The 24,262-nt window shown below is 39.6% G+C and carries 25 protein-coding genes; 4 read left to right on the top strand and 21 right to left on the bottom strand.

The window, feature by feature from the left end:
* Positions 1–80: 80 nt before the first annotated feature.
* Positions 81–848 carry a 3-oxoacyl-ACP reductase gene (locus BMX34_RS04825; RefSeq protein WP_092571381.1) on the bottom strand — a complete coding sequence of 256 codons (768 nt, stop codon included), beginning with the start codon at positions 846–848 and terminating at the stop codon, positions 81–83.
* Positions 849–850: 2 nt separating this feature from the next.
* A complete protein-coding gene (locus BMX34_RS04820; protein ID WP_092571379.1) occupies positions 851–1,078 on the bottom strand; it encodes a DUF2829 domain-containing protein in 228 nt (75 codons plus the stop codon).
* A gap of 91 nt (positions 1,079–1,169) precedes the next feature.
* On the opposite strand from BMX34_RS04820, the gene BMX34_RS04815 reads away from it, so the two are divergent.
* Entirely contained in the window at positions 1,170–1,877 is a 708-nt protein-coding gene (locus tag BMX34_RS04815) for a YaaA family protein (protein ID WP_092571376.1), read from the top strand.
* 75 nt (positions 1,878–1,952) lie between these two features.
* On the opposite strand, the gene BMX34_RS04810 is transcribed toward BMX34_RS04815, so the two are convergent.
* Both BMX34_RS04810 and BMX34_RS04805 read right to left on the bottom strand, forming a co-directional pair.
* Positions 1,953–2,375 (bottom strand): cupin domain-containing protein, encoded by a 423-nt coding sequence (locus tag BMX34_RS04810; RefSeq protein ID WP_092571410.1) that lies wholly within the window; start codon positions 2,373–2,375, stop codon positions 1,953–1,955.
* A gap of 91 nt (positions 2,376–2,466) precedes the next feature.
* Positions 2,467–3,099, bottom strand: a complete 633-nt coding sequence (locus BMX34_RS04805) for an SGNH/GDSL hydrolase family protein (RefSeq protein WP_092571374.1) — start codon at positions 3,097–3,099, stop codon at positions 2,467–2,469.
* Between the two features lie 150 nt (positions 3,100–3,249).
* Between BMX34_RS04805 and BMX34_RS04800 the strand changes: the two genes are divergently transcribed.
* Positions 3,250–4,188 carry an FAD:protein FMN transferase gene (locus BMX34_RS04800; protein WP_092571372.1) on the top strand — a complete coding sequence of 313 codons (939 nt, stop codon included), beginning with the start codon at positions 3,250–3,252 and terminating at the stop codon, positions 4,186–4,188.
* Between the two features lie 152 nt (positions 4,189–4,340).
* Positions 4,341–4,874, top strand: a complete 534-nt coding sequence (locus BMX34_RS04795) for a QueT transporter family protein (protein ID WP_092571369.1) — start codon at positions 4,341–4,343, stop codon at positions 4,872–4,874.
* A 131-nt stretch (positions 4,875–5,005) separates the two neighbouring features.
* Here BMX34_RS04795 and BMX34_RS04790 read toward each other — a convergent pair whose 3' ends face one another.
* The 17 genes from BMX34_RS04790 to BMX34_RS04705 all read right to left on the bottom strand — a co-directional run bounded on the left by BMX34_RS04790 (position 5,006) and on the right by BMX34_RS04705 (position 23,208).
* Entirely contained in the window at positions 5,006–5,764 is a 759-nt protein-coding gene (locus BMX34_RS04790; RefSeq protein WP_092571367.1) for a glycerophosphodiester phosphodiesterase, read from the bottom strand.
* Positions 5,764–6,891: an ABC transporter ATP-binding protein gene (locus tag BMX34_RS04785; RefSeq protein WP_092571365.1), complete on the bottom strand. Its 1,128-nt coding sequence runs from the start codon at positions 6,889–6,891 to the stop codon at positions 5,764–5,766. The genes BMX34_RS04790 and BMX34_RS04785 overlap by 1 nt, the downstream gene beginning before the upstream one ends.
* Positions 6,892–6,906: 15 nt before the next feature.
* Entirely contained in the window at positions 6,907–7,773 is an 867-nt protein-coding gene (locus BMX34_RS04780) for a carbohydrate ABC transporter permease (protein WP_092571363.1), read from the bottom strand.
* A gap of 1 nt (position 7,774) precedes the next feature.
* Positions 7,775–8,659, bottom strand: coding sequence for a carbohydrate ABC transporter permease (locus BMX34_RS04775; protein WP_092571361.1), 885 nt, complete (start codon positions 8,657–8,659; stop codon positions 7,775–7,777).
* A gap of 77 nt (positions 8,660–8,736) precedes the next feature.
* Positions 8,737–10,053, bottom strand: a complete 1,317-nt coding sequence (locus BMX34_RS04770; protein WP_092571359.1) for an ABC transporter substrate-binding protein — start codon at positions 10,051–10,053, stop codon at positions 8,737–8,739.
* A 295-nt stretch (positions 10,054–10,348) separates the two neighbouring features.
* Positions 10,349–11,557: an acyl-CoA dehydrogenase FadE gene (fadE, locus tag BMX34_RS04760; RefSeq protein WP_092571355.1), complete on the bottom strand. Its 1,209-nt coding sequence runs from the start codon at positions 11,555–11,557 to the stop codon at positions 10,349–10,351.
* A 34-nt stretch (positions 11,558–11,591) separates the two neighbouring features.
* On the bottom strand, positions 11,592–12,245 hold the full coding sequence (locus BMX34_RS04755) for a 3-oxoacid CoA-transferase subunit B (protein ID WP_092571353.1): 654 nt from the start codon (positions 12,243–12,245) through the stop codon (positions 11,592–11,594).
* Position 12,246: 1 nt separating this feature from the next.
* Positions 12,247–12,975: a CoA transferase subunit A gene (locus BMX34_RS04750; protein ID WP_092571351.1), complete on the bottom strand. Its 729-nt coding sequence runs from the start codon at positions 12,973–12,975 to the stop codon at positions 12,247–12,249.
* 43 nt (positions 12,976–13,018) lie between these two features.
* Positions 13,019–13,804, bottom strand: a complete 786-nt coding sequence (locus BMX34_RS04745; RefSeq protein WP_092571349.1) for an enoyl-CoA hydratase-related protein — start codon at positions 13,802–13,804, stop codon at positions 13,019–13,021.
* A 41-nt stretch (positions 13,805–13,845) separates the two neighbouring features.
* Positions 13,846–14,694 (bottom strand): 3-hydroxybutyryl-CoA dehydrogenase, encoded by an 849-nt coding sequence (locus BMX34_RS04740; protein WP_092571347.1) that lies wholly within the window; start codon positions 14,692–14,694, stop codon positions 13,846–13,848.
* Positions 14,695–14,750: 56 nt separating this feature from the next.
* A complete protein-coding gene (locus BMX34_RS04735) occupies positions 14,751–15,929 on the bottom strand; it encodes an acetyl-CoA C-acetyltransferase (RefSeq protein ID WP_092571345.1) in 1,179 nt (392 codons plus the stop codon).
* 206 nt (positions 15,930–16,135) lie between these two features.
* The gene (locus tag BMX34_RS04730; RefSeq protein ID WP_092571343.1) at positions 16,136–17,044 is read right to left on the bottom strand and encodes a LysR family transcriptional regulator; all 909 of its coding nucleotides are present in this window, start codon (positions 17,042–17,044) and stop codon (positions 16,136–16,138) included.
* 625 nt (positions 17,045–17,669) lie between these two features.
* On the bottom strand, positions 17,670–18,596 hold the full coding sequence (locus BMX34_RS04725; protein WP_092571341.1) for an ABC transporter ATP-binding protein: 927 nt from the start codon (positions 18,594–18,596) through the stop codon (positions 17,670–17,672).
* Entirely contained in the window at positions 18,593–19,657 is a 1,065-nt protein-coding gene (locus BMX34_RS04720) for an ABC transporter ATP-binding protein (protein WP_092571339.1), read from the bottom strand. Before BMX34_RS04720 ends, BMX34_RS04725 begins: the two co-directional genes overlap by 4 nt.
* 9 nt (positions 19,658–19,666) lie before the next feature.
* A complete protein-coding gene (locus tag BMX34_RS04715; protein WP_092571337.1) occupies positions 19,667–20,587 on the bottom strand; it encodes an ABC transporter permease in 921 nt (306 codons plus the stop codon).
* Between the two features lies 1 nt (position 20,588).
* Positions 20,589–21,521 (bottom strand): ABC transporter permease, encoded by a 933-nt coding sequence (locus BMX34_RS04710; RefSeq protein ID WP_092571336.1) that lies wholly within the window; start codon positions 21,519–21,521, stop codon positions 20,589–20,591.
* A gap of 70 nt (positions 21,522–21,591) precedes the next feature.
* Positions 21,592–23,208 (bottom strand): peptide ABC transporter substrate-binding protein, encoded by a 1,617-nt coding sequence (locus tag BMX34_RS04705; RefSeq protein ID WP_092571334.1) that lies wholly within the window; start codon positions 23,206–23,208, stop codon positions 21,592–21,594.
* 219 nt (positions 23,209–23,427) lie between these two features.
* Between BMX34_RS04705 and BMX34_RS04700 the strand changes: the two genes are divergently transcribed.
* Positions 23,428–24,108 carry an RluA family pseudouridine synthase gene (locus BMX34_RS04700; protein ID WP_092571332.1) on the top strand — a complete coding sequence of 227 codons (681 nt, stop codon included), beginning with the start codon at positions 23,428–23,430 and terminating at the stop codon, positions 24,106–24,108.
* Positions 24,109–24,262: the final 154 nt, after the last annotated feature.

Raw genomic sequence — 24,262 nt, 5'->3', positions numbered from 1 at the left:
TTCTTAAACTTTTAACACTACTAACTTTACTAAAATTATCTTACGCTGTAAAGCACCGAACCTTGTTTAAACAAAGACTTCTAACGTATCAACCAGCCGCCATCCAGTGGGATTATAGCTCCTTGGATATAGTCGGCTTGTTCACTCGCAAGAAACAAGGTTAAATCAGCGACTTCCTTGGCTTGGGCCCAACGTTGCAAGGGAATTTGTTGGCGAACTTGTTCAGCCATCTGACCATCTCCAGCAAAATCAGCCTGATTCATTGGTGTCTGGATGGCTCCAGGAGCAATTGCATTTGCCCTTAGACCTAATCGACTATATTCATAAGCTAATTGCTTAGTGAAACCAACAATCGCATGTTTAGCTGAGGTGTAGGCAATGCCACCGCCCGCTGTGGTCATCCCCGCTATCGACGCCATATTAATCACATGACTTTTTGAGTTGCTTAATAATAAGGGAAGGGCTTGCTGGGTAACTAGAAATAGACTATCTAAGTCATTGGCCATAATTTGCCGCCAGAAAGCATAATCAATTTCTGCTAGTGGCCGATAATCATCTAATTGTCCTGCCGTATTGCAAAGCACATCTAATCGTGGATATGATGCTTGAATGGTCACAAATAGGTCCTTAACCTCTGCTTCTTGGCTCAAATCCACTTGAAAACATTCAAGTTGATCGTCATTATTCTCATTCTTTAATCGAGCAAACCCAGCCTGACGGTCCACAGCAATCACTTGAGCCCCTTGCCTTAAGAAAGCTAAGGCTTGAGCTTGACCAATGCCTGATCCCGCTCCAGTCACTAATACAATTGTTTGGCCAGCTGATTGATTCTGTTTGTTTGTTAACATGATTACTTATCTTCGACGACAAACCAATCAATGGCTAGAATGTCGCAGACTGTAGGTTGAAACATTGAGTAACCTTCGCCTTCCACCATAATCAAGAAATAGGGAGTCAGTGGTTGGCCCTCAAATTCTTTGGGGTCGGCTAATTTAATATACAATTCGCCACCCTTCCAGATCCGACGCAAGGCCTTGTCGCCTTGTTTGATTTTTGGTAAGATTTCTTCAAATGTCATGGCTATCTTCCTTTCTTTATCTTTATTATTATAACAAAGAGAGGAAAAGCTTGCCTAAGAAATCCATTAATATTTTAGAAAGGAGAAGCTAGTGGCAAACTATATTATTCTCTCACCGAGCAAGGAAATGGATGCCAGTCCCGGTCAACAAATCGCCGAAAAACATGATTTGACACAGGCTATTCAAGCAAAACTTAAAGGACTCAATCGTCTAGAAATTGCTCAACTTTTCCAAATTAAAGGAAATTTATTAAATCAGGTTGAGACCTACTTTACAAAATTAGATACCGACCAGGCCAAAGCTGCTTACCTGACCTATCAAGGGCTAGCCTTCCGCCAAATTGACTGGAGTAATCTTGACCTGGCTTATTGCGATCAGCATTTACGGATTCTCTCAGCTTTATACGGCCCTCTTAAGCCCAGTGACCCTATTCATCCCTATCGCCTTGACTTACAAGTTGCTTTAAAAATCCACGGAAAAAGTCTTAGAGCTCTATGGGAACCCATCATCAGCGATTACTTTAAGGGAGCCACGATATATAATTTGGCCTCAAAAGAATTCTCTCAATTAATTTCAGCTCCAGACTGTGAAGTGATTGATATTCAATTTATTAAGCGAACAGGCAAAAATTTACCTTCAGCTACAACAAAAAAACTTCGAGGCCAATTAGCCCAACATTTATTGTTGGCACAAAATTTTGACCTAGAAACTTTCAATGCCTTTGCTACAAAGGTCAAGGCCGATCAGTTTACCACTGATATAAATCAACAAACGGTGACTTATGTTTTTAAGGCTTAATATATCAGCTAAAATAGTCATTAAAAAAGCCAGCGATTTCGCTGGCTTATTGCTTTCTCAAGCAGAAATTAACTATTAATGTTCGTTTGGATCATTTTCAGCATCTTCGTGGGTCGGATGAACAGTTCCTGGAAGATGGTCAGGACTTGCATAAATTGTATATAATTTTAGTGGCTTATCGCTTTTATTTGTTACATTATGCCACATATCAGCTGGCACGAAGATTCCTGAATCGTCGCCCACTTCAACTTCGACATCAAGATTGTCTTTACTAGGACCCATTTGGCATAAACCTTTACCTTCTTCAATTCGTAAGAATTGGTCAATTCCATGGTGGACTTCTAAACCAATGTCATCGCCTGGTTGGATTGTCATCACTGTTAATTGAAGCTTCTCACCGGTCCACAAAGTAGTACGGTAGTTATCATTATCTAGGGTTGCTTTCTCGATATCAATCACATAAGGTTGTTTACCATGATCTTTCCAGTCGATTTCCATCATTATAATGACCTCCATATAATATTATTAGATTTCTCAATCTAGAATCATTATAATATAATTAACCAAGCCTTTCAAGCAAAAGGCTTTCTTAGAAATATCCTAAAGCTTTTAACCAGTTTTGAGCAATTACTCCGTGACCTAAAGGGGTTGGGTGAACACCATCACTGCCCGTATATAAGGCAAAACCATACTCTCGTCCCAAGCTTAATAAAGGACCTTGAAGTTCAACCGTTAGACATTGATGATGTTTGGCTAATTGATCAATTAACTGATTCATAATAAAGACATCTGCTTGCCAATTTAGGCGCTCTTGGGGATAAGGTAAGACAAAAACTTTCATTAAAACCACTTGAGCACCTTGATTTTTTGTCTGAGCAATGAGAGAATCGTAATCATTATAGAAATTATGCCAGTAGGCCATGCCAATATTCTTATACTGATGGTGATGGGTCCAAATATCATTGATACCAATCAGAATACTGACCCAATCCGGCTGAAAGTCAAGACAATTTTCTTGCCAACGACGCTTCATATCAATTAAACGATGACCATTAATCCCGCGGTTAAATACTTGCAGCTTAAGCTGGGGAAACTTGAGTTGCAAGAAATAGTTCAACATATTCACATAACCTAGACCAAGGTTGTTTGGGTTGCCATAGTCACGGTAGGCATCTGTGATACTATCCCCGGCAAATACCAGTTTTTGATTGGGCTGTAACATCGGTTTCTCTCCTTAATGGAACCCCTTACAAACATGATTTGTTGGGCTTCCTAACATTATTATGAATCCTCAAAGAAATCTAGAAAATTATAAGACATTTATCTGTGAATCTAGTACAATGGAATTAGATTATAGCAAAGGAATGATTGAATGGTACTCACCACAGAAAGTTATAAAATGATGGGAACTCATGTAACTTTACAAATCACTCATCCTAATGCCAAATCATTATTAAAACACGCTCATAACATATTAATCGATCTAGAAAAAAGGTTTAATGCCAACGATAATGCTTCAAATTTGATGAAGATCAACCAGAATGCCGGTAAAAAAGCGGTCCGAGTTGATGATGATCTCTTCTATCTGATTAAGATTGGAAAAATGTACAGTATCGCGAGCCTCTTAAATTTAAATATCGCCATAGGTCCCTTAGTCAAGTTATGGCGGATTGGCTTTAAGGATGCACGTCGACCTAGTGACCAAGAAATTAATGCTGTCTTAGAACTGATTGACCCGCAAAAAATTCACCTTAATGAAGAAAAACAGACCGTCTATCTAAGTCGCGTCGGTATGGAAATAGATTTAGGTGCCTTAGCTAAAGGCTACTTTGCCGATATCCTTAAAGATTTTTTTATTTCTAAGGGAGTGAAACATGGAATCATCAATCTCGGTGGCAATGTCTTAACCATTGGCGATTCCAATACCCAACCTGATCATCAATGGCGGGTGGGCATTCAGCGATTAAATCGCAATCGAGGCGATATTCTCGGTGCAGTTAAAGTTGTTGATGAATCGGTCGTGACCTCTGGGATCTATGAACGCTGTCTCAATGTTGACGGCAAGACCTACCACCATATCCTGGATTCACGGACAGGATTTCCAATCTTTACTGAGATTGGTAGCATCTCAATTATTTCTAAAACTTCCTTAGATTGTGAAATTTGGGCTACGATTTTATTTCACAATACCTGCCAAGAAGCTATCGGTCATATTAATAATACACCTGGCATTGAAGGGGTAGTTGTTGACTTAGATGAGAATGTTTATCTAAGTGCCGGCCTCCATCACCGCTTTATTGCCAGAGACTAAGGCAAGTTTTACTTGCCTTTCTTTTGTTTATATTGTAACATATTTTTTGTTATTCGAGTAGATGAATAACCTACGATTCTTCAGTGGATTTAGCCACTCAGTGTCCTTTGGTCGTAGTATGAATAGGTGAAACCTATAAAGGAGAGAATAATATGAATATACATTATGATGAGAGCAAATCTCGGACGATTGCTAACGTGGCCTTGATTGCGGGCGTCTATGTGGTGGTCACCTTCTTAACCGCCCCTTTTGCTTATGGACCGCTTAACTTTCGAATTGCTGAAGGGCTGAACTTTCTAGCCCTTTATCAGAAACGGCATATTTGGGCCGTTACTTTAGGCGTCTTTATTGCGAATTACTTTGCTTTCGGCCCCTTAGATATGGTTGTAGGTAGTCTATCAACTTTAGTCTTTCTCTATTTTGGGAGATGGCTGGCGGATCGAATGGTTCCATGGATTCAAAGTCATTATCAATTATCGATCGATCCCATGCTGATAAAATACGGGATTCTGGCGATAATCTTTTCTTTATCGATGATTACCATCGCCTTGATGATTCAATTCCTCGGCTATGATGGTCCATTTCTTCCCTTATATGGCGGTTTAGTCTTATCCGAACTGATTGCCATGGTATTAGGTGGGATGATTATCTATCCCTTAAGTCAACGAATAAATTTTAAACAATAAATTAAACCTCGAAGAAATATGGGACACATTTCTTCGAGGCTTTTTTATATATTTTGCCAATACCGCTGTTATTATACTTCCTACTTTGCAACAACAAGTGCTTCTAAATTGTAAACTCAATTTTACTTATACTAAGAATTTTGTAAGCGTTGATAGTCATTCATAACGCTTTTAGCTAATTCTACCTGGTTGGTGATGATTCCTTGCACACCCCATTCAATTAGCCGTCGTAAATCTTCAGGATGATCTACCGTCCAAACATTTAAAGCTACCTGGTTGTCTTGGCAATCCTTTAGATCTTGTTCATTAATCGAATGATAATAAGGATGATAATAATCCACCTTATATTGGCGACAATACTTTCCTGGCTCTAGGAGCGAACAGCCGGTTAAGAAACCACAAGATAAGGTCGAATCATGACTTTGAACTTCCCGAATAGTGTGGTGGTTGAAAGAAGAGAGAATTACTCGATGACTTATATCAAAATGTTTGATTAAGTCTATTACTTTTTTAACAATTCCTGGATAGGCAAAAATATTATTTTTAATTTCAATATTGACCAACATTTCAGTCTCAACAAACCAAGTAAAAAATTCTGATAAACTTGGAGCAGTAATATCAGCATGATCTCGATGTTGCCATTGGTCCAAGCCATTTAAGAAAGTAAATTCTTGAATTTCTTTGAGGCGGTAATCCTTGAGATAACCCTGTCCATTAGAAGTTCGATCGATGCGTTCATCATGGCAAATAATCAATTCATCATCTTTCGTTAAATGGACATCTAATTCAATACCATCAGCTTGGGCTAATTCCGCAGCTTTAAAAGCCAGCATAGTATTCTCTGGATAGCGACCACTGAAACCACGATGGGCAATAATTTGAGTTTCCATTATTCATCTCCTTCAAAATTACGAGGACGTAAAATTGTTTCCCCACTCGCTTTATCAAACAAATGCAGCTTTTGTGGATCCAACTTCACTTTTAGGTTCTGCTGATGTTTAATCATCCGCGGTGGATTAAACCGTGCGGCTGCCCGCCGACTCGCTGCTGGTAAATCAAAATATAAATAGGTATCTGAACCTAACTGTTCAACGTTGACAGCTTGAACCGGATAAATATAGTCCCCTTCTTGCTCAGTATAGGCAATATTTTCTGGCCGAATCCCCAACCAAATTGGTTGATCTCTTACGGTTACTGCTAGGCGATCGGCGATCTTCGAATCAAGCACAAAGCTACGGTCTAATATCTTAATCGCTGGTTGTTGATCTTTCAAGACTAGTTGGGCTGCGATCATATTCATTTGTGGGGAACCAATAAATTCTGCTACAAATACATTGGCTGGATTATGATAAAGGTTAGCTGGACTATCAAATTGTTCCACATTCCCTACTGACATCACCGCAATTCGATCGCCCATGGTCATCGCTTCCGTCTGATCATGTGTCACATAAATAAAGGTCGTCTTTAATTCGCGGTGAAGAGCTACAATTTCTGCGCGCATTGAAACCCTTAGTTTAGCATCTAGGTTGGATAAAGGCTCATCCAGTAAGAATACCTTGGGATTACGAACCATGGCTCGTCCTAGGGCGACCCGTTGACGTTGGCCACCAGAAAGTGCTCCAGGCTTTTTATCCAGGACACTCTGCAATTGCAAGACTTTAGCTACCTCATCAACTTTACGATAACGTTCAGCCTTAGATACACCAGCTAATTTCAAGGCAAAGGCAATATTATCGCGATTAGTCATATGCGGATAAAGAGCATAAGATTGGAATACCATCGCAATATCACGGTCTTTCGCTAAGACATTATTGACTAATTGATCACCAATATATAATTCACCTTCTGAAATATCCTCTAAACCAGCAATCATTCTCAGCGTGGTTGACTTACCACAGCCTGAAGGGCCGACCAAAACCACAAACTCTTCATCACGGATGCTTAAATCGATATTTTTGACGGCTTTGTAGCCATCTTCATATATTTTGGCAACTTTTTTTAATTCTACATTGGCCATATTACTTCTCCCCTTCTAACCTTTCACTGCCCCAGCAGTTAGACCCTTAACCATATTGCGTGAGCCAATTATAAAGATTAATAAACTAGGAATCATACAAAGCACTACTCCTGCTACCATCAGCACGAGGGACTGCGAATCAACACTATTTAACATTGAAATCCCGATTTGGACGGTTCGATTTTGATCATTATTGGTCACTAATAAGGGCCACATATACATGTTCCAACCACTTAAGAAAGATTGCACCGACATAGCCCCCAAGGTAGGTTTAATCAAGGGCATTAAGATGGTAAACACAAAACGAATGTCAGGACAGCCATCCATCTTGGCGGCTTCATAAATTTCATAAGGGAAATTTTGTAAGGCTTGAACACATAAGAATATATTAAAAGCCGATACAATGAAAGGAACAATAAGCACATAGAGCGAATCGGTCCAACCCCAGGCAGAAACCATTAAGAATTGAGAAATAATCACCGCTTCCCCAGGAATCATCATGGTCGATAAGATTAAAGCATACAATAATCCTTTCCCTTTAAAATTTAAAAAACAAAAAGCAAAAGCAGCTAATAGTGAAGTAATAATTTGACTTAAGGTGATCATCGTCGCCACAATCAAAGAATTTCGAATGTAAGTAGCGATCGGGGCAATCCGAAAGACATCCACAAAATTCGTCAAGGTTGGCTGCTGAGGTAACCAAATCGAATTGGGATCATACAATTCTCCTGAGGGTTTCACTGCCATCGAAAAAGCATATAACATGGGAAACATCACAAACAGCCAGACCAAAAGATTTAGAAGAATTCTCAAGATTGATTCTAGACGTTGTTTTTGCCGGCTACGTCGATTGCCACTGGCGAGGACTTTAGAATTGGTCATCTTAAGACTCCTTTCTACGTAACTTGAACATGATTATCGTCAAAATCATGACGATTAAAAATAGTATCACCGACTCTGCCGAAGCAAAACCATAGCGATAATTCATGAAGGCATTGCGATAGATATCATAAACGATGACATTAGTGGCTTGACCTGGGCCTCCCTTGGTCAAAATATTAATCTGTCCAAAGCCTTGGAAGGCATTAATCACGTTGGTTACAATCACGAAAAACAAAGTTGGCTTCAAAGAGGGCAAAGTAATGTAAAGAAATTGTTGCCAACGATTAGCCCCATCAATTGAGGAAGATTCATATAGACTCTCATCAATACTGGCTAAGCCAGAAGAGAAATACAGAAAATTCATCCCCGAATTCAGCCAACCGGTTAATAGTCCAATTACTAGGAGGGCAGAATTAGGTTGAGATAAATAATTTATGTACGTTCCCATAATTTTATTGATAATCCCCACGGTCGGATTTAACATGACTTGAAAGATCATGGCCATCCCGGCCGAAGCAATCGCCATTGGCATAGCATAACTGGTGGAAAAGAATTTAATGCCAGGAAAGGTTCGTTGGCAGAGCAAAGCGGTTAGAAAACCCAACAAGACCCCAAAAATCACCACTATCACTACAAAATTAAAAGTAACCAGGACACTATTCCAAAAACTAGGACTGGTCAAAAGTTCACTATAATTGGCCCAGCCTAAAAATTTAGCATTCTGGCCCAAATTATTGGTTAAAAAAAGACTACGTTCGAGTGTCTTGAAAAAAGGCCAGAACATAAAAATGGTTAGAATACTGATCGGAGCTAATAAATAAGCATAGGCTTTATATTTCTCAATCCATGATTTCTCTTCGGCTATTATCACAACATGCTCTTCCATAACAAACTCCTTTCCTCATAATCAAAAAACGGGATAAAAGACCAGCTTCTATCCCGTAATCTTAAATCTGTCTGGGTTTATTGATTGGCTGCGTTATAATTCTCAATCGCTTTATTGATTTGATCGGCCATATTTTGAGCGGCAGCTGCAGGTTCAATCTCACCATTTAATACTTTCTCAACTTCATTCTCAAAAATTTGGCGAGACTCTTGAGCCACACCCGCCAACGCTCCTTGGTCTTCTGGTTTGGAATCGTGGAGTTGGTCAATCGCTGTTTGGAATTGTGGATATTCAGCTAAATTATCCTTAAATAATTGTTCATCGTGGGCAGCTAAGTTTACTGGGAAATAACCAGTATCAACATTCCATTGTGCTTGCGCTGGAGCAGAAACTAAATATTGAATAAATTTCCAAGTAGCTTCTTTCTTCGCATCATCTCCAGATTCAATCATCCATAGCGAAGCACCACCAATGGATACGCCACCTTTATCTTCTGCATCGATACCTGGATAATAAGCCGTGCCGACTTCAAAGCGCCCATCAACTTCGGTTAAGATTTGACGAAGGCTTGCAGTAGATCCAAAAGTCATAGCAGATTGACCAGCAACAAATTCTGGTTGACCTCCTGTTCGACCCACATTAGGTAGGGCGCCAGCATCTAAACCTTTCTTCCACATACTTAGAATTTTCTCCATGCCACCATTTTCGATAAAGGCAACTGAAGTTGGTCCCCCATCGCGACCATTGCCATTGTCAAATAAATCTTTCTCCATCTTGTTAAACCATTGGTCAATCCACCAACCATAAATTGAAATCGTTGCTCCCATTGCTGCTCCTGCTTCTTGAAGTTTCGGCGTGATTTCAATCATTTCTTCTAAGGTTTTAGGAGGCTCAACGCCGGCTTTCTTAAAGATATCAACATTGTAATACATTAAGGGCGTTGAATTATTAAAAGGCATTGAATGCAATTTACCATCAATAGTGAAATAAGCTAATAAGTTTGGTTCTAATTGATTTAAGTCAAAGTCACTGGCATCGACATAATCTTGGATCGGAACGGTGAGACCAGAATCAATCATAAAGGTCGTCCCAACTTCAAAGACTTGAACCAAATCTGCACCCACTTCTGAACCAGAAGCAGATGACCGTAATTTTGTTAAGGTTTCATCATAAGACCCTTGGTATTGGGCATTGACCACCACTTCATCTTGAGAGGCATTGAAGTCATCGACTAACTTTTGTAAAGCTTCCCCAGTTGATCCACCCATTCCATGCCAGAAGATAATTTCTGTTTTTTCTTGGGCATGAACCAAGTTCATTGCGGGATTTAAACCAGACATCACTAACGCTAAGAGACCAAAACAAAGGAATAATTTCTTAATCATTGTTTGCATGTGTCATCCTCCAAATTCTTTGATTGCTTTAGGTCTAGTTTATAAAAAGAATGTAAATCTAATGTGTTTTTTATGTAAATTAGTCGCTTGTGAATGTAAAGATTGTGTAAAGATTCGAATTAAGATGGTAGTCTATCTTCTATTAGTTGCTGAAATAAAAAAGACGACTGAAGAATTTCAATCGTCGGTAAAATATGTTATTAGACTCATTGACAAGTCTACTCTTTATCAGAAAAAAAGGTTATGGTCGACTCTTGTCAACCATAACCGGTCAGGAAAGGAATATTTAATGAGCTTAAACGAAAGCAGCTAAGTTAGTCAGTTCACGGCCGATAATCAGCGCGTTCACTTCATGGGTACCTTCATATGTATAGATAGCTTCAGCATCAACGAAGAAGCGAGCCACATCCACATCATAGGTAATTCCGTTACCACCACAGATTTCACGACCTAAGGCTACAGTTTCACGCATTCTTAACGCATTGTGCATTTTAGCAAGTGATGAGTTTAACATAACTTCTTTACCAGTTTCTTGAATTTCAGCCACTCGTACAGAATAACCTAAAGCTGCAATGACATTGGCTTGCATCCGGGCTAATTTTTCTTGAACCAGTTGGAAGCTGCCAATTTTACGGCCGAATTGTTCACGGGTTGTGACTAATTTTTGGGCAGCAATAAATGATCCAGCAGCCGTACCTAAAGCGATATGAGCCACATCTAGACGAGTACGAACGAAGATGTTAGCAACGGTCTTCCAACCTTTGATAAATTCTAAACGGTCTTTTTCGTCGACTTGAACATCTTTACAAGTGATATGACCGTTATTAACGATACGTAAAGCAATCTTGTGTTCCACGTTCTCAACTTCAAGACCTGGTGAGTCTTTGCCAATCATGAAGCACATAATTTTACCAGTTTCAACGTCACGGGCGAAGAATGGAATGAAGTCAGCCGTTTTGGCCCCACCAATCCAGCGTTTTTCTCCATTGATAATCCATTTATCCCCTTTACGTTCTGCTGTTGAAGCTAAACCAGAAGCAATATCTGACCCGTGATCAGGTTCAGTTAAACCAAAACAGGTTTGAGCTTCGAAGCGTTGAACTGGGCGACCAAAACGTTCACGTTGTTCATCATTTCCACCCATTAAGATGGTATTGTAACCTAATCCACCATGGACCGTATAGAAAGTCGCCACAGATGGGTCAAAGCGTGCTAAAGTCAAGTAAAGGAATACATTGTAAACTTCACTTGGTTTCCAGTCTTGATCGCGACCTTCGAATAAATCAGGATGGTCCATAATCCGGCAGTCACGGAACACCCCTAAAATTTCTTCCCGTGGTAATTCTGCTTTTTCGGTACAGTCATAGATTAATGGACGTAAACGTTCTTCGAGTTGTTCTTGAAGATTTTTTAAGATAGCCACTTCTTTATCGGTTAATTTCTCAGCATATCCTAGTAAATCTTCTGGCCATAATTCTTTGATTAATTCTTCTTTAGTTTGCATTTATTTGTCCCCCTAATAATAATTTAAGAAATAATTAAATATCCATCACTTTTACGTTATCGCTTACAATAACATCCGCTTCAGTCTTGGCAAGTACGTCTTCGACACTTACACCTGGTGCGGTTTCAACCAATAATAATTTACCTGCTTGGAATTCAAACACTGCTAAATCAGTAATAATCAAATCTAGACAGCTCTTAGCAGATAATGGCAAAGTACATTTCTTCAATACTTTAGAATTACCATGCTTATCACAATGTTGAAGTGAAGCAATCACTCGTTTGGCTCCGACCAATAAGTCCATCGCGCCACCCATACCAGGTGCTAGAACGCCAGGAACCATCCAGTTAGCGATGGATCCCTCTTGGTCAACTTCCAAAGCACCCAGAGCGGTACAGTCCACGTGACCCCCACGGATAATGGCAAAAGAAGTTAACATACTGAAAGTTGAGGCTCCTTTTTGGAAAGTTAAAGGCATTCCGCCAGAGTTAGAATAGTCTGGATTCAGTGTTTCTTCGGTTGGTGGTGGACCAAATTTCAAGGCACCGTTCTCAGCTTGCAAGGTTACTTTGACATCTGCTGGTAAGTATGCAGCAGATAGGTTAGGAATCCCAAAACCTAGGTTAAGGACGTCACCATCTTTAAATTCTTTGGCGATACGTCTAGCGATAATCTCTTTTGGCTTCATACTAGTTTACCCCCTTCGATAATAAATTATGTTTGCCCCATAATTCTTTATAGTAGTCTTGTCGTTCAGCTGGTGTTAAGCCTTGAACGATATAGTCGACTAACATGCCAGGGATATAAACATCTGTTGGTTCGATGTCGCCAACTTCAACAATTTCGTCAGCTTCTACAATCACAGTTTCAGCGGCCAATGCACATTCTAAGGCCAATGATTTGGATGTTCCGAAGCAGTAGCAATTTCCTTCTTTGTCAACTTTGTTAACTTTAATCAAAGCAGCATCGGTTGTGATTGGATCATACCACAAGTATTCTTTACCATTACGGACAATCTTCTCATGGCTTTCTTCTTGAACGGTTCCAACTCCAACTGGAGTAATTACCCCACCCAATCCTGCACCACCAGCGTGAAGACATTCTGCTACGGTTCCCATTGGAACAAAGTCAATATCGATCTCACCTGCAAAATATTGTTTAGAAATTTCTCGTGAAGTACCCACATGGGCTGCGGTAATCTTCTTGATTTGTTTGTTGACAGCCAAGATACTGATATCATGTTCTTCATAAGGGAAGGACATTACGGCAGCTACAATCGATAAGTCTTTAGTGCCGGCTTTGACTAGGCCTTCAAACAATTTAATTGGAGTGGAAACTCCTAAGAAGCCATTGAATGAGAAAGAACTTCCCGGTTTAATTAAAGCAACTGCTTCTTCAATCGGAACAATTTTTGCCATACATGAACCTACTTTCCTAGTATTTTTGCATTTAAAACCTTCTTTATTTGCGGTTGAATGTAGCTTTTTCTTTATTTACAAAAGCTGTCATTCCCGCTTTTTGATCTTCTGTTGAGAACAAGAGTCCAAATCCTTGAACCTCAACATCAATACCTGCTGCAAGAGGTAAATCTAATCCTTTATTGATCATTTCTTTAGCTTTTTCCACAGCAAGTGGTGCTTGTTTTGCAATTTTTTCTGCTAATTTCTTGGCTTCTGGAAGTAATTCTTCAAGAGCTACTACCCGGTTTACTAAGCCGATTTCTTTAGCTTCAGCCGCTTTAACGTTACGTGCTGAATAAATTAATTCTTTAGCAATTCCAGGGCCGACTAAGCGGGCCAAACGTTGAGTTCCACCAAATCCTGGCGTAATTCCTAGTCCAACTTCTGGTTGACCAAATAGGGCATTCTCTGAAGCTAAACGAATGTCACAAGCCATTGCTAATTCACAACCCCCACCTAGGGCGAAACCATTTACTGCAGCAATGGTTGGTTGTCTTAACGTTGATAATTTATAGAAAACTTCATTCCCTAAGCGACCAAAAATTTCGCCTTCGAGCGCATTTTTATCTTTCATTTCAACAATATTGGCTCCGGCGACGAATGATTTTTCGCCGGCACCGGTAATAATTAAAGCACGAATATCCAGATTGTTCTCTACTTCTTCGATGGCTTGACCAATTTCAGAAAGAACTTCTGTGGTTAGAGCATTTAAAGATTTTGGTTGGTTAATGATAAGTGTAGCAATCGCATCTTCAATCACTAATTCGATGGTCTTAAATTCAGTCATTCTATTCCTCCTATAATTCTGCTGTTAATCTTAATAGCTTATTAATATTCAAAGAATCCGCGACCAGATTTGCGACCTAGTTGTCCGGCTTCAACCATCTTCTTCAATAATGGAGCTGGACGGTATTTTTGATCTCCGATTTGGGTATGTAAAACATTCATAATCGCTAAAACAACATCTAAACCAACTAAATCACCTAAGGCCAATGGTCCCATTGGGTGGTTTGCCCCTAATTTCATGGCTTCATCAATATCTTCCGCGCTCGCAACCCCTTCGCTATAAACATAGATTGCTTCATTAATCATTGGGATTAAGATCCGGTTAACAACGAATCCAGCACTGTCTTTCGCTCTTACGACAGTTTTTTCTAAAGATTCACCGACTTCAGTCATAATTTTGGCGGTTTCTTCAGAAGTTGTTAAGCCAATGTTTAATTCGATTAATTTCATGGCGTGAACTGGGTTAAAGAAGTGAAGACCAATCACTTTGTCTGGACGTTTGGTAGCAGCAGCAATCATGGTAATGGATAATGATGAGGTATTAGATGCTAAGATTGTTTCAGGTTTAGCTAGTTCATCTAATTGGCGGAAGATATCTAATTTGATATTCGGATTTTCAGTTGCAGCTTCAACTACTAAGTCGACTTCTTTAGCTGCTTCATAGTCTGTAGAGGTTGTGAAACGACCAAGAATTTCTTTGACTTCGTCTTCTGTTTTCTTACCTTTAGAGACAGCTTTGTTTAAGCGGCCTTCAATATTAGCTAATCCTTTGTCAACAAATTCTTGTTTAATATCGTTAAGCACAACATCGTAACCATGTTCTGCGAATGATTGAGCGATTCCGCCACCCATTTGACCTGCACCGATAACCAATACTTTTTGAATTGCCATTATTTATTTCCTTCTTTCATTTTATGATTTATAAGTCTGTTAAATGTTTGAGAAAATTAACGTTCAACAATGACAGAAATACCTTGACCGCCACCAATACATAATGTAGCGAGACCTGTCTTAGAATCTCTCTTAAGCATTTCGTGTAATAAGGTAACAAAGACACGGGCTCCTGAAGCTCCGATTGGATGTCCTAGGGCAATAGCTCCACCATTCACATTCACTTTATCCATATCAAAACCAAGCGTATGTGCTACACTTAGCGCTTGAGCTGCGAAGGCTTCATTGGCTTCAATTAAATCTAAATCTTCTACGGTTAAACCGGCTTTTTTCAATGCTTTTTGCGAAGCAGGAATAGGGCCTGTACCCATGATACGAGGATCTACACCGCCTGAAGCATAAGATTTAATGAAGGCTAATGGTTTCATACCTAATTCATTAGCTTTGTCTTCAGACATTAAGATCAATACCGCTGCACCGTCGTTAATTCCTGAAGCATTTCCAGCAGTAACGGTTCCGTCTTTCTTGAAGGCAGGTCTTAATTTACCTAAAGATTCCATAGTAGAGCCAAAACGAGGGAATTCATCTGTATCAAAGATGAGCGGATCACCCTTACGTTGTGGAACTTCAATCGGCACAATCTCTTCCTTGAAGCGACCGGCTTTAATGGCAGCTTCTGCCCGATTTTGACTCATCACTGCAAGTTCATCTTGCATTTCACGGGTAAATCCGTATTTTTCAGCAATATTCTCAGCGGTCATTCCCATGTGAATGCCTTCAAAAGCATCAGATAAACCATCACGAATCATGGTATCGACTAATTTTGTATCGCCCATCCGAGCTCCCCAACGAGCTGCGTCCATGACATAAGGCGCACGGCTCATATTTTCGGTACCACCTGCGACGACAATTTCATTATCACCCGTCATAATAGATTGGGCCGCTAGAACAACAGCTTTTAACCCTGATCCACACACTTTGTTAATGGTTAATGCAGGAACTTCTTTCGGAATCCCAGCATTCATTGAGACTTGACGAGCAACGTTTTGACCTAAACCTGCACTTAAAACATTCCCCATAATGACTTCATTGACCATACTTGGATCTAAATTGATAGATTCAAGCGTTTGTTTGACAACACTGGCACCTAAATCAACCGCAGAGATTCCCTTCAAAGAACCTCCATAACTACCTAAGGCAGAACGTTTAGCGGCTACTACAGCTACTCTATTCAATGACTATCCCTCCTAAAAAACTTTGTCTAGCGCTTCTAAAAGAATTATATGGTAAGGTGGAAACGATTACAAATTACTAATAATAATTTAATCATTAGCAAAACTAATAAGAACCATTAATGGATGAAAAAGAGAAAAACACCGTTAGTAAAGCGTTTTCAATACTCTTTATAGATAAAAACCTGCTAAGACAGCAGGAAAATAGATCAGGCCTCCTTACTATAAATATCAAAGTTACTTATAATATAATCAAAAACATATTGTTCTTCCGGTGAATACTTATCATTTAAAAGGCGGCAGGCATATATTTTAAATTCTAAAGGATCGACCAATTTCTTTTGTAAAATGACATCTTGACGGGTATAACGATAAATAAGATCTGGAAGAAACGTTACGATATTTGTATCCATCGTCAAATGAATTAAATAATCCCAGGCCGAGGCTGTATAGGCTATTTCTTTATCCGTCGCTAAGTCTTTTAACTTTTGTTGAAGTAGGACATTGGTGGTGTGTTCTTCATTAAAGGTAGCAAATTCATATTGACTAACTTCATCCCACGTCAATTGTTTCTTCTGAGCTAACGGATGGTTTGAATTGATAAAAGCAGAAATTTCTGAAGAATGGACCAGTTCTTGATGATAGGTAAATTCACTCAGATCGGTTGGATCAAGCATAATCGCCAAATCAATTTCGTTGGCAATTAATAAATTACGAATTTTACGCGAACCTGCTTCGACCACTTCGATATTGATTGAAGGATGTTTTTGGATAATTTTAGGAAACATAGATGAGAAATAAACCATTAAAATCAGTGAAGGCACCCCAATTCTGACGGTTGATTTCTCTTTTGAGACAACTTTCCGAGCCGAAAAAATCATTTCATCATATTTACTTAAAATTTCTTGGGCATATTTATAAATAATCTCGCCACTTTCGGTTAAGCCGACTAAACGATTATTTTTGCGTTGGAAGAGTCTAATTTCTTCTCTTTCTTCAAAATTTGAAATAAATTGACTCAGGGCGGACTGAGTCACATGGATTCTTTTAGATGCTTCAGATAAGTTAAAGTTATATTTCACTATGTTGACTAAATATGATAATTGAATAATATCCATAATATACCTCGAATCTAAGTTATCAATTTAGTATAAAGGCTAAATCAACTCATTTAATATTTAATTTGAAACGCTAACTTTTTCTTACAAGTAAAGTATAAGTCAAATTTATAGGTGTAGCAAGCGCTTTCTTTAATATTTTTTAGCATTTTTTAATTTAAACCCTTGCTATTGTATCACTGTCAGGCAAAAGAGCTAGTTTTTTGCTCAGAGATAAATTTTTACTTATCAAATCCGCTTATAGGTCCGATTAAAAGTTAACTTATTTGTCTGCTTAATCTATAGCTACGGCTAATAAACTTTCAAAAGATAATAAAGAGGATAGATACCTTCTTTCACAAGATGACAAGGTGTGTTTATGTAATATCAAAGGCAAAATTTTTCTATTTCTTCTATAATATATTTTTAGTTTTGACCACATTTATTCCTTTTATTACTGAGTAAAATGAGCAAAAAATATTCTCGACAGAACATTTTCTAAGAAACGAATTTCAGTGTTATTTTAGCCATTAGAATAGCCCTCCGCCATTAAATGGATGGTGAAGGGCTAATTAAAAATTAGCTATTATTTATCTAGAAAGATAATTTCCTTACTGTAAAAATAATTTATCAATCGTTTATCAGCTTAAACAAGTTGACTTGCTTTTGTCCACTCCTCATACTGCTTCGGCGTCGCCATCACATAGTGTCCGGCAGAAACCTCAAACTTCTTCAGAGTGTCATCGGCGTCAACATGCAAATATGGAACACGCTGACGCTTCTGTTCACTCCTTGGATCAGGTTGGGGGACAGCAGACAACAGAGATTTGGTATATGGGTGTATTGGATGATAGTATATTTCATCCGCTGTCCCCAATTCAAGAATCTTTCCATGGTACATGACCGCAATCCGATCGGAGATATATTTAACCATCGAGAGGTCATGAGCAATAAAGAGGTAGGTTAAATTACGTTCTACCTGCAGTCGTTTCAATAAATTCACTACCTGTGCTTGGATTGACACATCCAATGCTGAGATAGGTTCATCAGCAATAATAAATTCAGGTTCTAAGGCCAAAGCCCGAGCAATACCAATCCGTTGCCGTTGGCCACCAGAGAATTCATGGGCATAACGGTTAGCATGTTCACGATTAAGACCAACCACTTCTAATAAGTAGGCAATCCGTTCCGCTCGTTCTTTGCGCTTAGGATACATCCCATGAATATCAAACCCTTCGCCAATAATTTCAGCTACAGTCATCCGTGGATTTAATGAAGCATAAGGGTCCTGAAAAATCATTTGAATCTTCTTCGCTAAGGCTTTTTTAGCTTTAGGGTCTTGTAGGTTTTGAATGGCTTGGCCATTGTAGATAATTTCGCCATCCGTAATCTTATTCAAACCGATAATTGCTCGGCCGGTGGTTGATTTCCCTGAACCAGACTCCCCGACCAAACCCAATACTTCTCCTTGGCGGATATCAAAAGAAATATCGTCAACCGCTTTAACTGGTTGGGCCTTCTTACCAAAATATTGTTTGAGATGGCGTACTTCTAATAATTTCACATCATTCATGCTTGAACGCCTCCTTCAATATCTTGACTTAAATAGCGCGCAATCCGTTTAGAAATAATGGCTGGCATTTCAACCGTAGGCGCTTGTGGGTGAAGCAACCAAGTTTTGGCATAGTGATTTTCGTTGACTTGATACATTGGCGGTTCTTGCTCATAATCAATCGCCATAGCATAAGGATTACGAGGTGCAAAGGCATCCCCTTTGGGTGGATCAATCAAATTAGGCGGTGCTCCAGGGATTGTATAAAGTTCCTCCTGGCTATCACTGGCTAAATCAGGCATCGAACCTAATAAGCCCCAAGTATATGGATGCTTAGGATTATAGAAGATTTCATTGACATCGCCATACTCGACAATTTGTCCGGCATACATGACCGCTACCTTATCAGCCACATTAGCCACCACCCCTAAATCGTGAGTAATAAAGATAATCGAGTTGTTAGAATCTTTTTGGATCTCTTTCATCAATTCCAGAATCTGAGCCTGGATGGTAACATCCAAGGCAGTAGTTGGTTCGTCGGCAATTAATAACTGCGGATTGGCTGCTAAGGCAATGGAAATCACAACCCTTTGCCGCATCCCACCTGAGAATTGATGGGGATATTGATTAAATCGCTTATCAGAATCAGGAATCCCCACCTTCTCCAATAAGGCCAATGCCCGGGCTTTAGCTTCTTTATCGGAAACCTTGCGATCATGAATTTGGATCACTTCCATAATTTGCTTACCAATCTTGATCGTCGGATTCAAGGAAGTCATCGGATCTTGGAAAATCATGGCAATATCGTTCCCACGAATCTCAGCCATTTCATTCTCTGATAGGTCTAATAGGTTCTTCCCTTGAAAAATAATCTCACCCTGATCATAGTGGCCTGGCGGTTCGGGAATTAAACGCATGATAGCATTCGAGGTAACACTCTTACCCGATCCTGACTCGCCTACAATAGCTAAAGTCTCTCCCTTATTCAAATTGAAACTTACACCACGGACGGCATGGTTTCGTCCCGCAAAGGTTTTAAATGACACATGTAAATCTTTTAATTCTAATATTTGTTCACTCATTCTCTTCCCCTACTTTCTCAACTTCGGATCGAGCGCATCACGTAATCCATCGCCGACCGCATTAAATGCAAAAATGGTAATTGAAATCAGTAGAGCCGGGAAGAATAAACGCCAAGGCGCTGTCATAATTGCTTCATTACCCTCGGAAGCCATGGTTCCCCAAGAGGCCATCGGCGGAGTCACTCCAAGACCGATATAACTTAAGAAAGACTCGGTAAAGATAGCGGCAGGAATAGTCAAGGTCATGGTCACAATGATAGATCCTAAGGAATTGGGAATTAAATGCTTACGAATTAAGTGTTTAGTATCTGCCCCTAAGGTACGCGCTGCCAGAACATACTCTTGGTTCTTAATCGACATGACCTCTCCACGAACAATCCGAGCCATCCGAACCCAACCGGTAATCGACAGGGCTACGATCATTGGGAAGAGACCTTGATCCATAACAACCAAAAGCAAGATAACTACCAACAAGTAAGGAACAGCGGTTAAGATATCAGCAACACGCATCATAAAATTATCGACTTTACCTCCAACGATGCCGGCGACGCTGCCCCAAAGGACACCAATAATCACATCGATAGCTGCTGCTGACAAACCGATGGCCAGAGAAATTCGAGCACCGACCCATGAACGGACAAAAATATCGCGACCCAAATTGTCCGTGCCAAATAGAAAATCAGCATTCGGTGCATGATTATAAATCCCCGTCTGCTCACTATAACTATAACGCCAAATTTCAGGTACAATCAAAGCCATTAACATTACCACTAATAAGATGATAAGTCCGGTAATGGCTAATTTATTACGAACAAAGGTCCGCCAAACTGTTCCCCAAAAAGAAATCGATTTGGCACTGAGGACATCCGTCTCTTCTTGGCGAATGCCGACCATTTCAAATTTATTTGAATCCATCACTTCTTCTTGCATCTTAATCGTCAGCTCCTTCCAATTGAATCCGCGGATCGACTAAGACATACAAGATATCCACGATGAGCACAGCAAACAATAACAAAATTGCATAAAAGACCGTTGTTCCCATAATTACCGTATAATCCCGATTATTAATCGATGTCACAAAGTGACGCCCTAAACCAGGAATCGCAAAGATATTCTCAACAACGAATGAACCGGTCACAATCCCAGCAGTTAGAGGCCCTAAATAGGTAATGACAGGAAGCAAAGCGTTTCTCAGCGAATGCTTAAAGACTACGCCCCATTTCTTAAGACCTTTGGCCCGAGCTAACTTCACATATTCCGAAGTATTCTGCTCTAATAAAGAAGAGCGGGTCATCTTGGCAATATTCCCCATATAACCCAATCCTAAAGCTAGCGAAGGCAGAATCCGGTTGGCCCATGAAGTCCAGCCAGAGATCGGCAACCAATGAAGTTTCAAACCAAAGACATATTGAAGCAAACCAGCGACAATAAAGGATGGGACCGAAATACCTAAGACGGCAATAATCGTCGCCAAATAGTCACCCGTTCGATTATGATACATGGCCGAGATAACCCCTAGTAAAACACCTAAACCAATAGCGATGAAGAGCGACTGGCCACCCAAAGCCAGCGATACCGGGAAGGATTCCGCAATCATATCGTTGGTTGAACGTCCCCGATATTTCATCGATTCACCAAAATTAAATTGTGAGACATCTTTTATATAATTACCATATTGAACATACCAGGGATCATCCAAACCATAGGCTTCATTCAGTTGTTGTTGAATTGCCGGAGTCATATGTTGTTGTTCACCAGCAAAAGGATTACCCGGTGCGAGTCGCATCATCAAAAAGGTAATCGTCACAATTAAAAATAAAGCTAATAGCATATACCCGATACGTTTAATTATAAACTTTGTCATAATATATCCCTTCTAACTATAAGGAATGCACGGGGTTAACCCGTGCATCCGAACACATCGCAAGACTTGCTTATTCTGCCTTAATCGAAACATTCTTCAAGTTAATATTTCCAAGCGCATCCGGTTGCATGCCTTCTACGCCATCTTTGACGACGAAGTTATTTGTGTAGTAATACAAAGGAATGACCGGTAAATCTTCCATAATCATCGCTTCAGCTTCTAACAAGAGTCCTTTACGTTTCTCAGGATCTTGTTCTTGATTGGCTTCGTCAAGCTTGTTCTTAAACTCTTCAGATTCCCAACCTGTATCGTTATTTCCAGTGTCTGCTGTACGATACATATCTAAGAACGTAGAAGCATCATTAAAGTCGGCAATCCAGCCTAAACGACCCACTTGATATTGTAAGTTTGATAACTCATCTAAATATACTTGCCATTCTGAGTTACGGATACTTGCATTAATACCTAAGTTCTTGGACCAACCTTCTTGAATATATTGAGCAATGGTTGAGTGAGCTTCAGAGGTATTAATTGAAATTTCAATATTTAATTCACTCGGATCTTTCATACCTAATTCTTCCAAACCTTTAGCTAAGAGTTCCTTGGCTTGCTCAAAATCAGCATCTTTTAGATAGCCACGATCCTCTTCAAACCCTTCAATGGTTGGTGGAATATAACCTAAAGCTGGAATTTGTTCCCCTTTAGTGACATTATCAATCAATCCTTGACGGTCAATCGCTAAAGCTAGGGCTTTACGAATATTGACATTCGATAAGACTTCATCAGTGGTATTTAGTTTATACCAATAGATGGCTGCATAAGGTACAGATTGTAAGATACCATCAGCACGATATTGATCAATATTATCTAAAGAAACTGGTGAATAAGGTGAACCTAGGTAGTCAATGCTACCTGCTTGGAATTCAGCATTAGCAGTCGCTTCAGATTCGATAATCTTAACATTCACTTGATCTAATTTTACATTATCTTTATCCCAGTACTGATCGTTCTTGGTTAAGACATAGTCAGAATTGTGGTTCCAAGTTTCTAATTTAAAAGCACCATTTGTGACATAGGCCTCCCCAGCTTCCATGGCCCAATTTTCATCGCCTTCCACGACTTTTTGGTTAACTGGCATGAAGCTATAGAAAGCAGGCAATTCAAGGAAGTAAGCCGTCGGCGCTACCAAGGTAACTTCTAAAGTTGATTCATCTACAGCTTTAATACCTACGTCCTCAACTTTTCCTTCGCCAGAGTTATAAGCTTCAGCGCCCTTAATCGGGAACATGATTGAAGCATATTGAGAAGCTGTCTCAGGATTTAATACCCGTTTCCAAGCGAACTCAAAGTCCTGAGCCGTTACTGGATCTCCATTAGACCACTTATTTCCTTCTCTTAATTTAAAGGTATAGACTAAACCATCGTCAGAAACTTCCCAGGATTCCGCTGCTCCCGGTTGAACTTCTCCCTCCGGAGAAACAACAGTCAATCCTTCAAAGACATTTCTAAGAATTGATCCTGACGTTGAATCTGTTGCTAAAGCAGGGTCAATGGTTGGCGGTTCAGCAGAAGTCGAAATATTTAATACTTGTTCTTGAGCCGAAGCGACTGGAACAAGATTAACAAGCGGCGACAGGGATAAACTAGCTACCCCAAGGGCAATCAATTTCTTTAATAGTTTTTTCATAAAATTCCCTCCGTAATTGTTATGTATCTAAATTAATCGAAACAGATTAGATTGTCAAGAGAAAAATTATAAAAAGATTAAAATCAAACGTTTTTAACTCATTTATATCTTAAATAGTATAAGAATCTCTCATCCTATTGTGATTTATCTATTATTCCCTTGTATTATTATTCCCTTCTTTTACAATGATAGGGAAGGATAGTGAAAGGAGTTTTCACAATGAAAATTCTATACGAAGATAATCACCTATTTTGCGTGGAGAAACCAATCAATATGCCCGTCCAGGCTGACGATTCCCATGACCTTGATTTGCTCACAGCAATCAAAGACTATATAAAAAAACGTGATCACAAACCAGGCAATGTTTATTTAGCCTTGGTTCATCGCTTGGACCGACCAGTAGGAGGCGCCATGGTCTTTGCGAAAACTTCCAAAGCAGCCAGCCGATTGGCTAAAGAACTACAGAAACAAAAGGTCAAGCGAAAATATCTGGCCATTGTCCATGGTCAAAGTAAATTCGCTGAGCAATCACTGACCCATTATCTGTATAAAGACCGTAAACATAACCAATCACGGGTTGTTGGCGCTGATTACCCTCACAGCAAAAAAGCGATTCTCCATTATCGAAGAATCGCTTATCAAGCCCCATATTCTCTCATCGAAGTCCAGTTAGAAACTGGGCGCTCCCATCAAATACGTGTACAAATGGCACATATCGGCCACCCACTTTATGGCGACCAAAAATATGGAGCAGACTTCAATCAAGTCGGTCAACAAATTGCCCTATGGGCCTATCAATTAAGCTTCAAACATCCGACTCAAGATCGCCTGATTCAAGTGAACAGTTTGCCCCCTAGGCTTGAACCTTGGAATCAATTCTCAATAGACTTTGAATCTTGACCGACATTTATCATGTCAGGCTAAGTGCCTCGCTCTATGACAATGATACTTTGATCAAACTATAAACCGAATCATTACGAGACAAGAAACTAATTGTGCTCATAACGATTCGGTTTTTATTTTTTATATTTGTGCTCAAATAATCGGGCTAATT

The sequence above is a fragment of the Ignavigranum ruoffiae genome (genome assembly GCF_900110675.1).
Classification (GTDB): Bacteria; Bacillota; Bacilli; order Lactobacillales; family Aerococcaceae; genus Ignavigranum; species Ignavigranum ruoffiae.
This window is presented reverse-complemented; position numbering and strand designations above follow the sequence as displayed.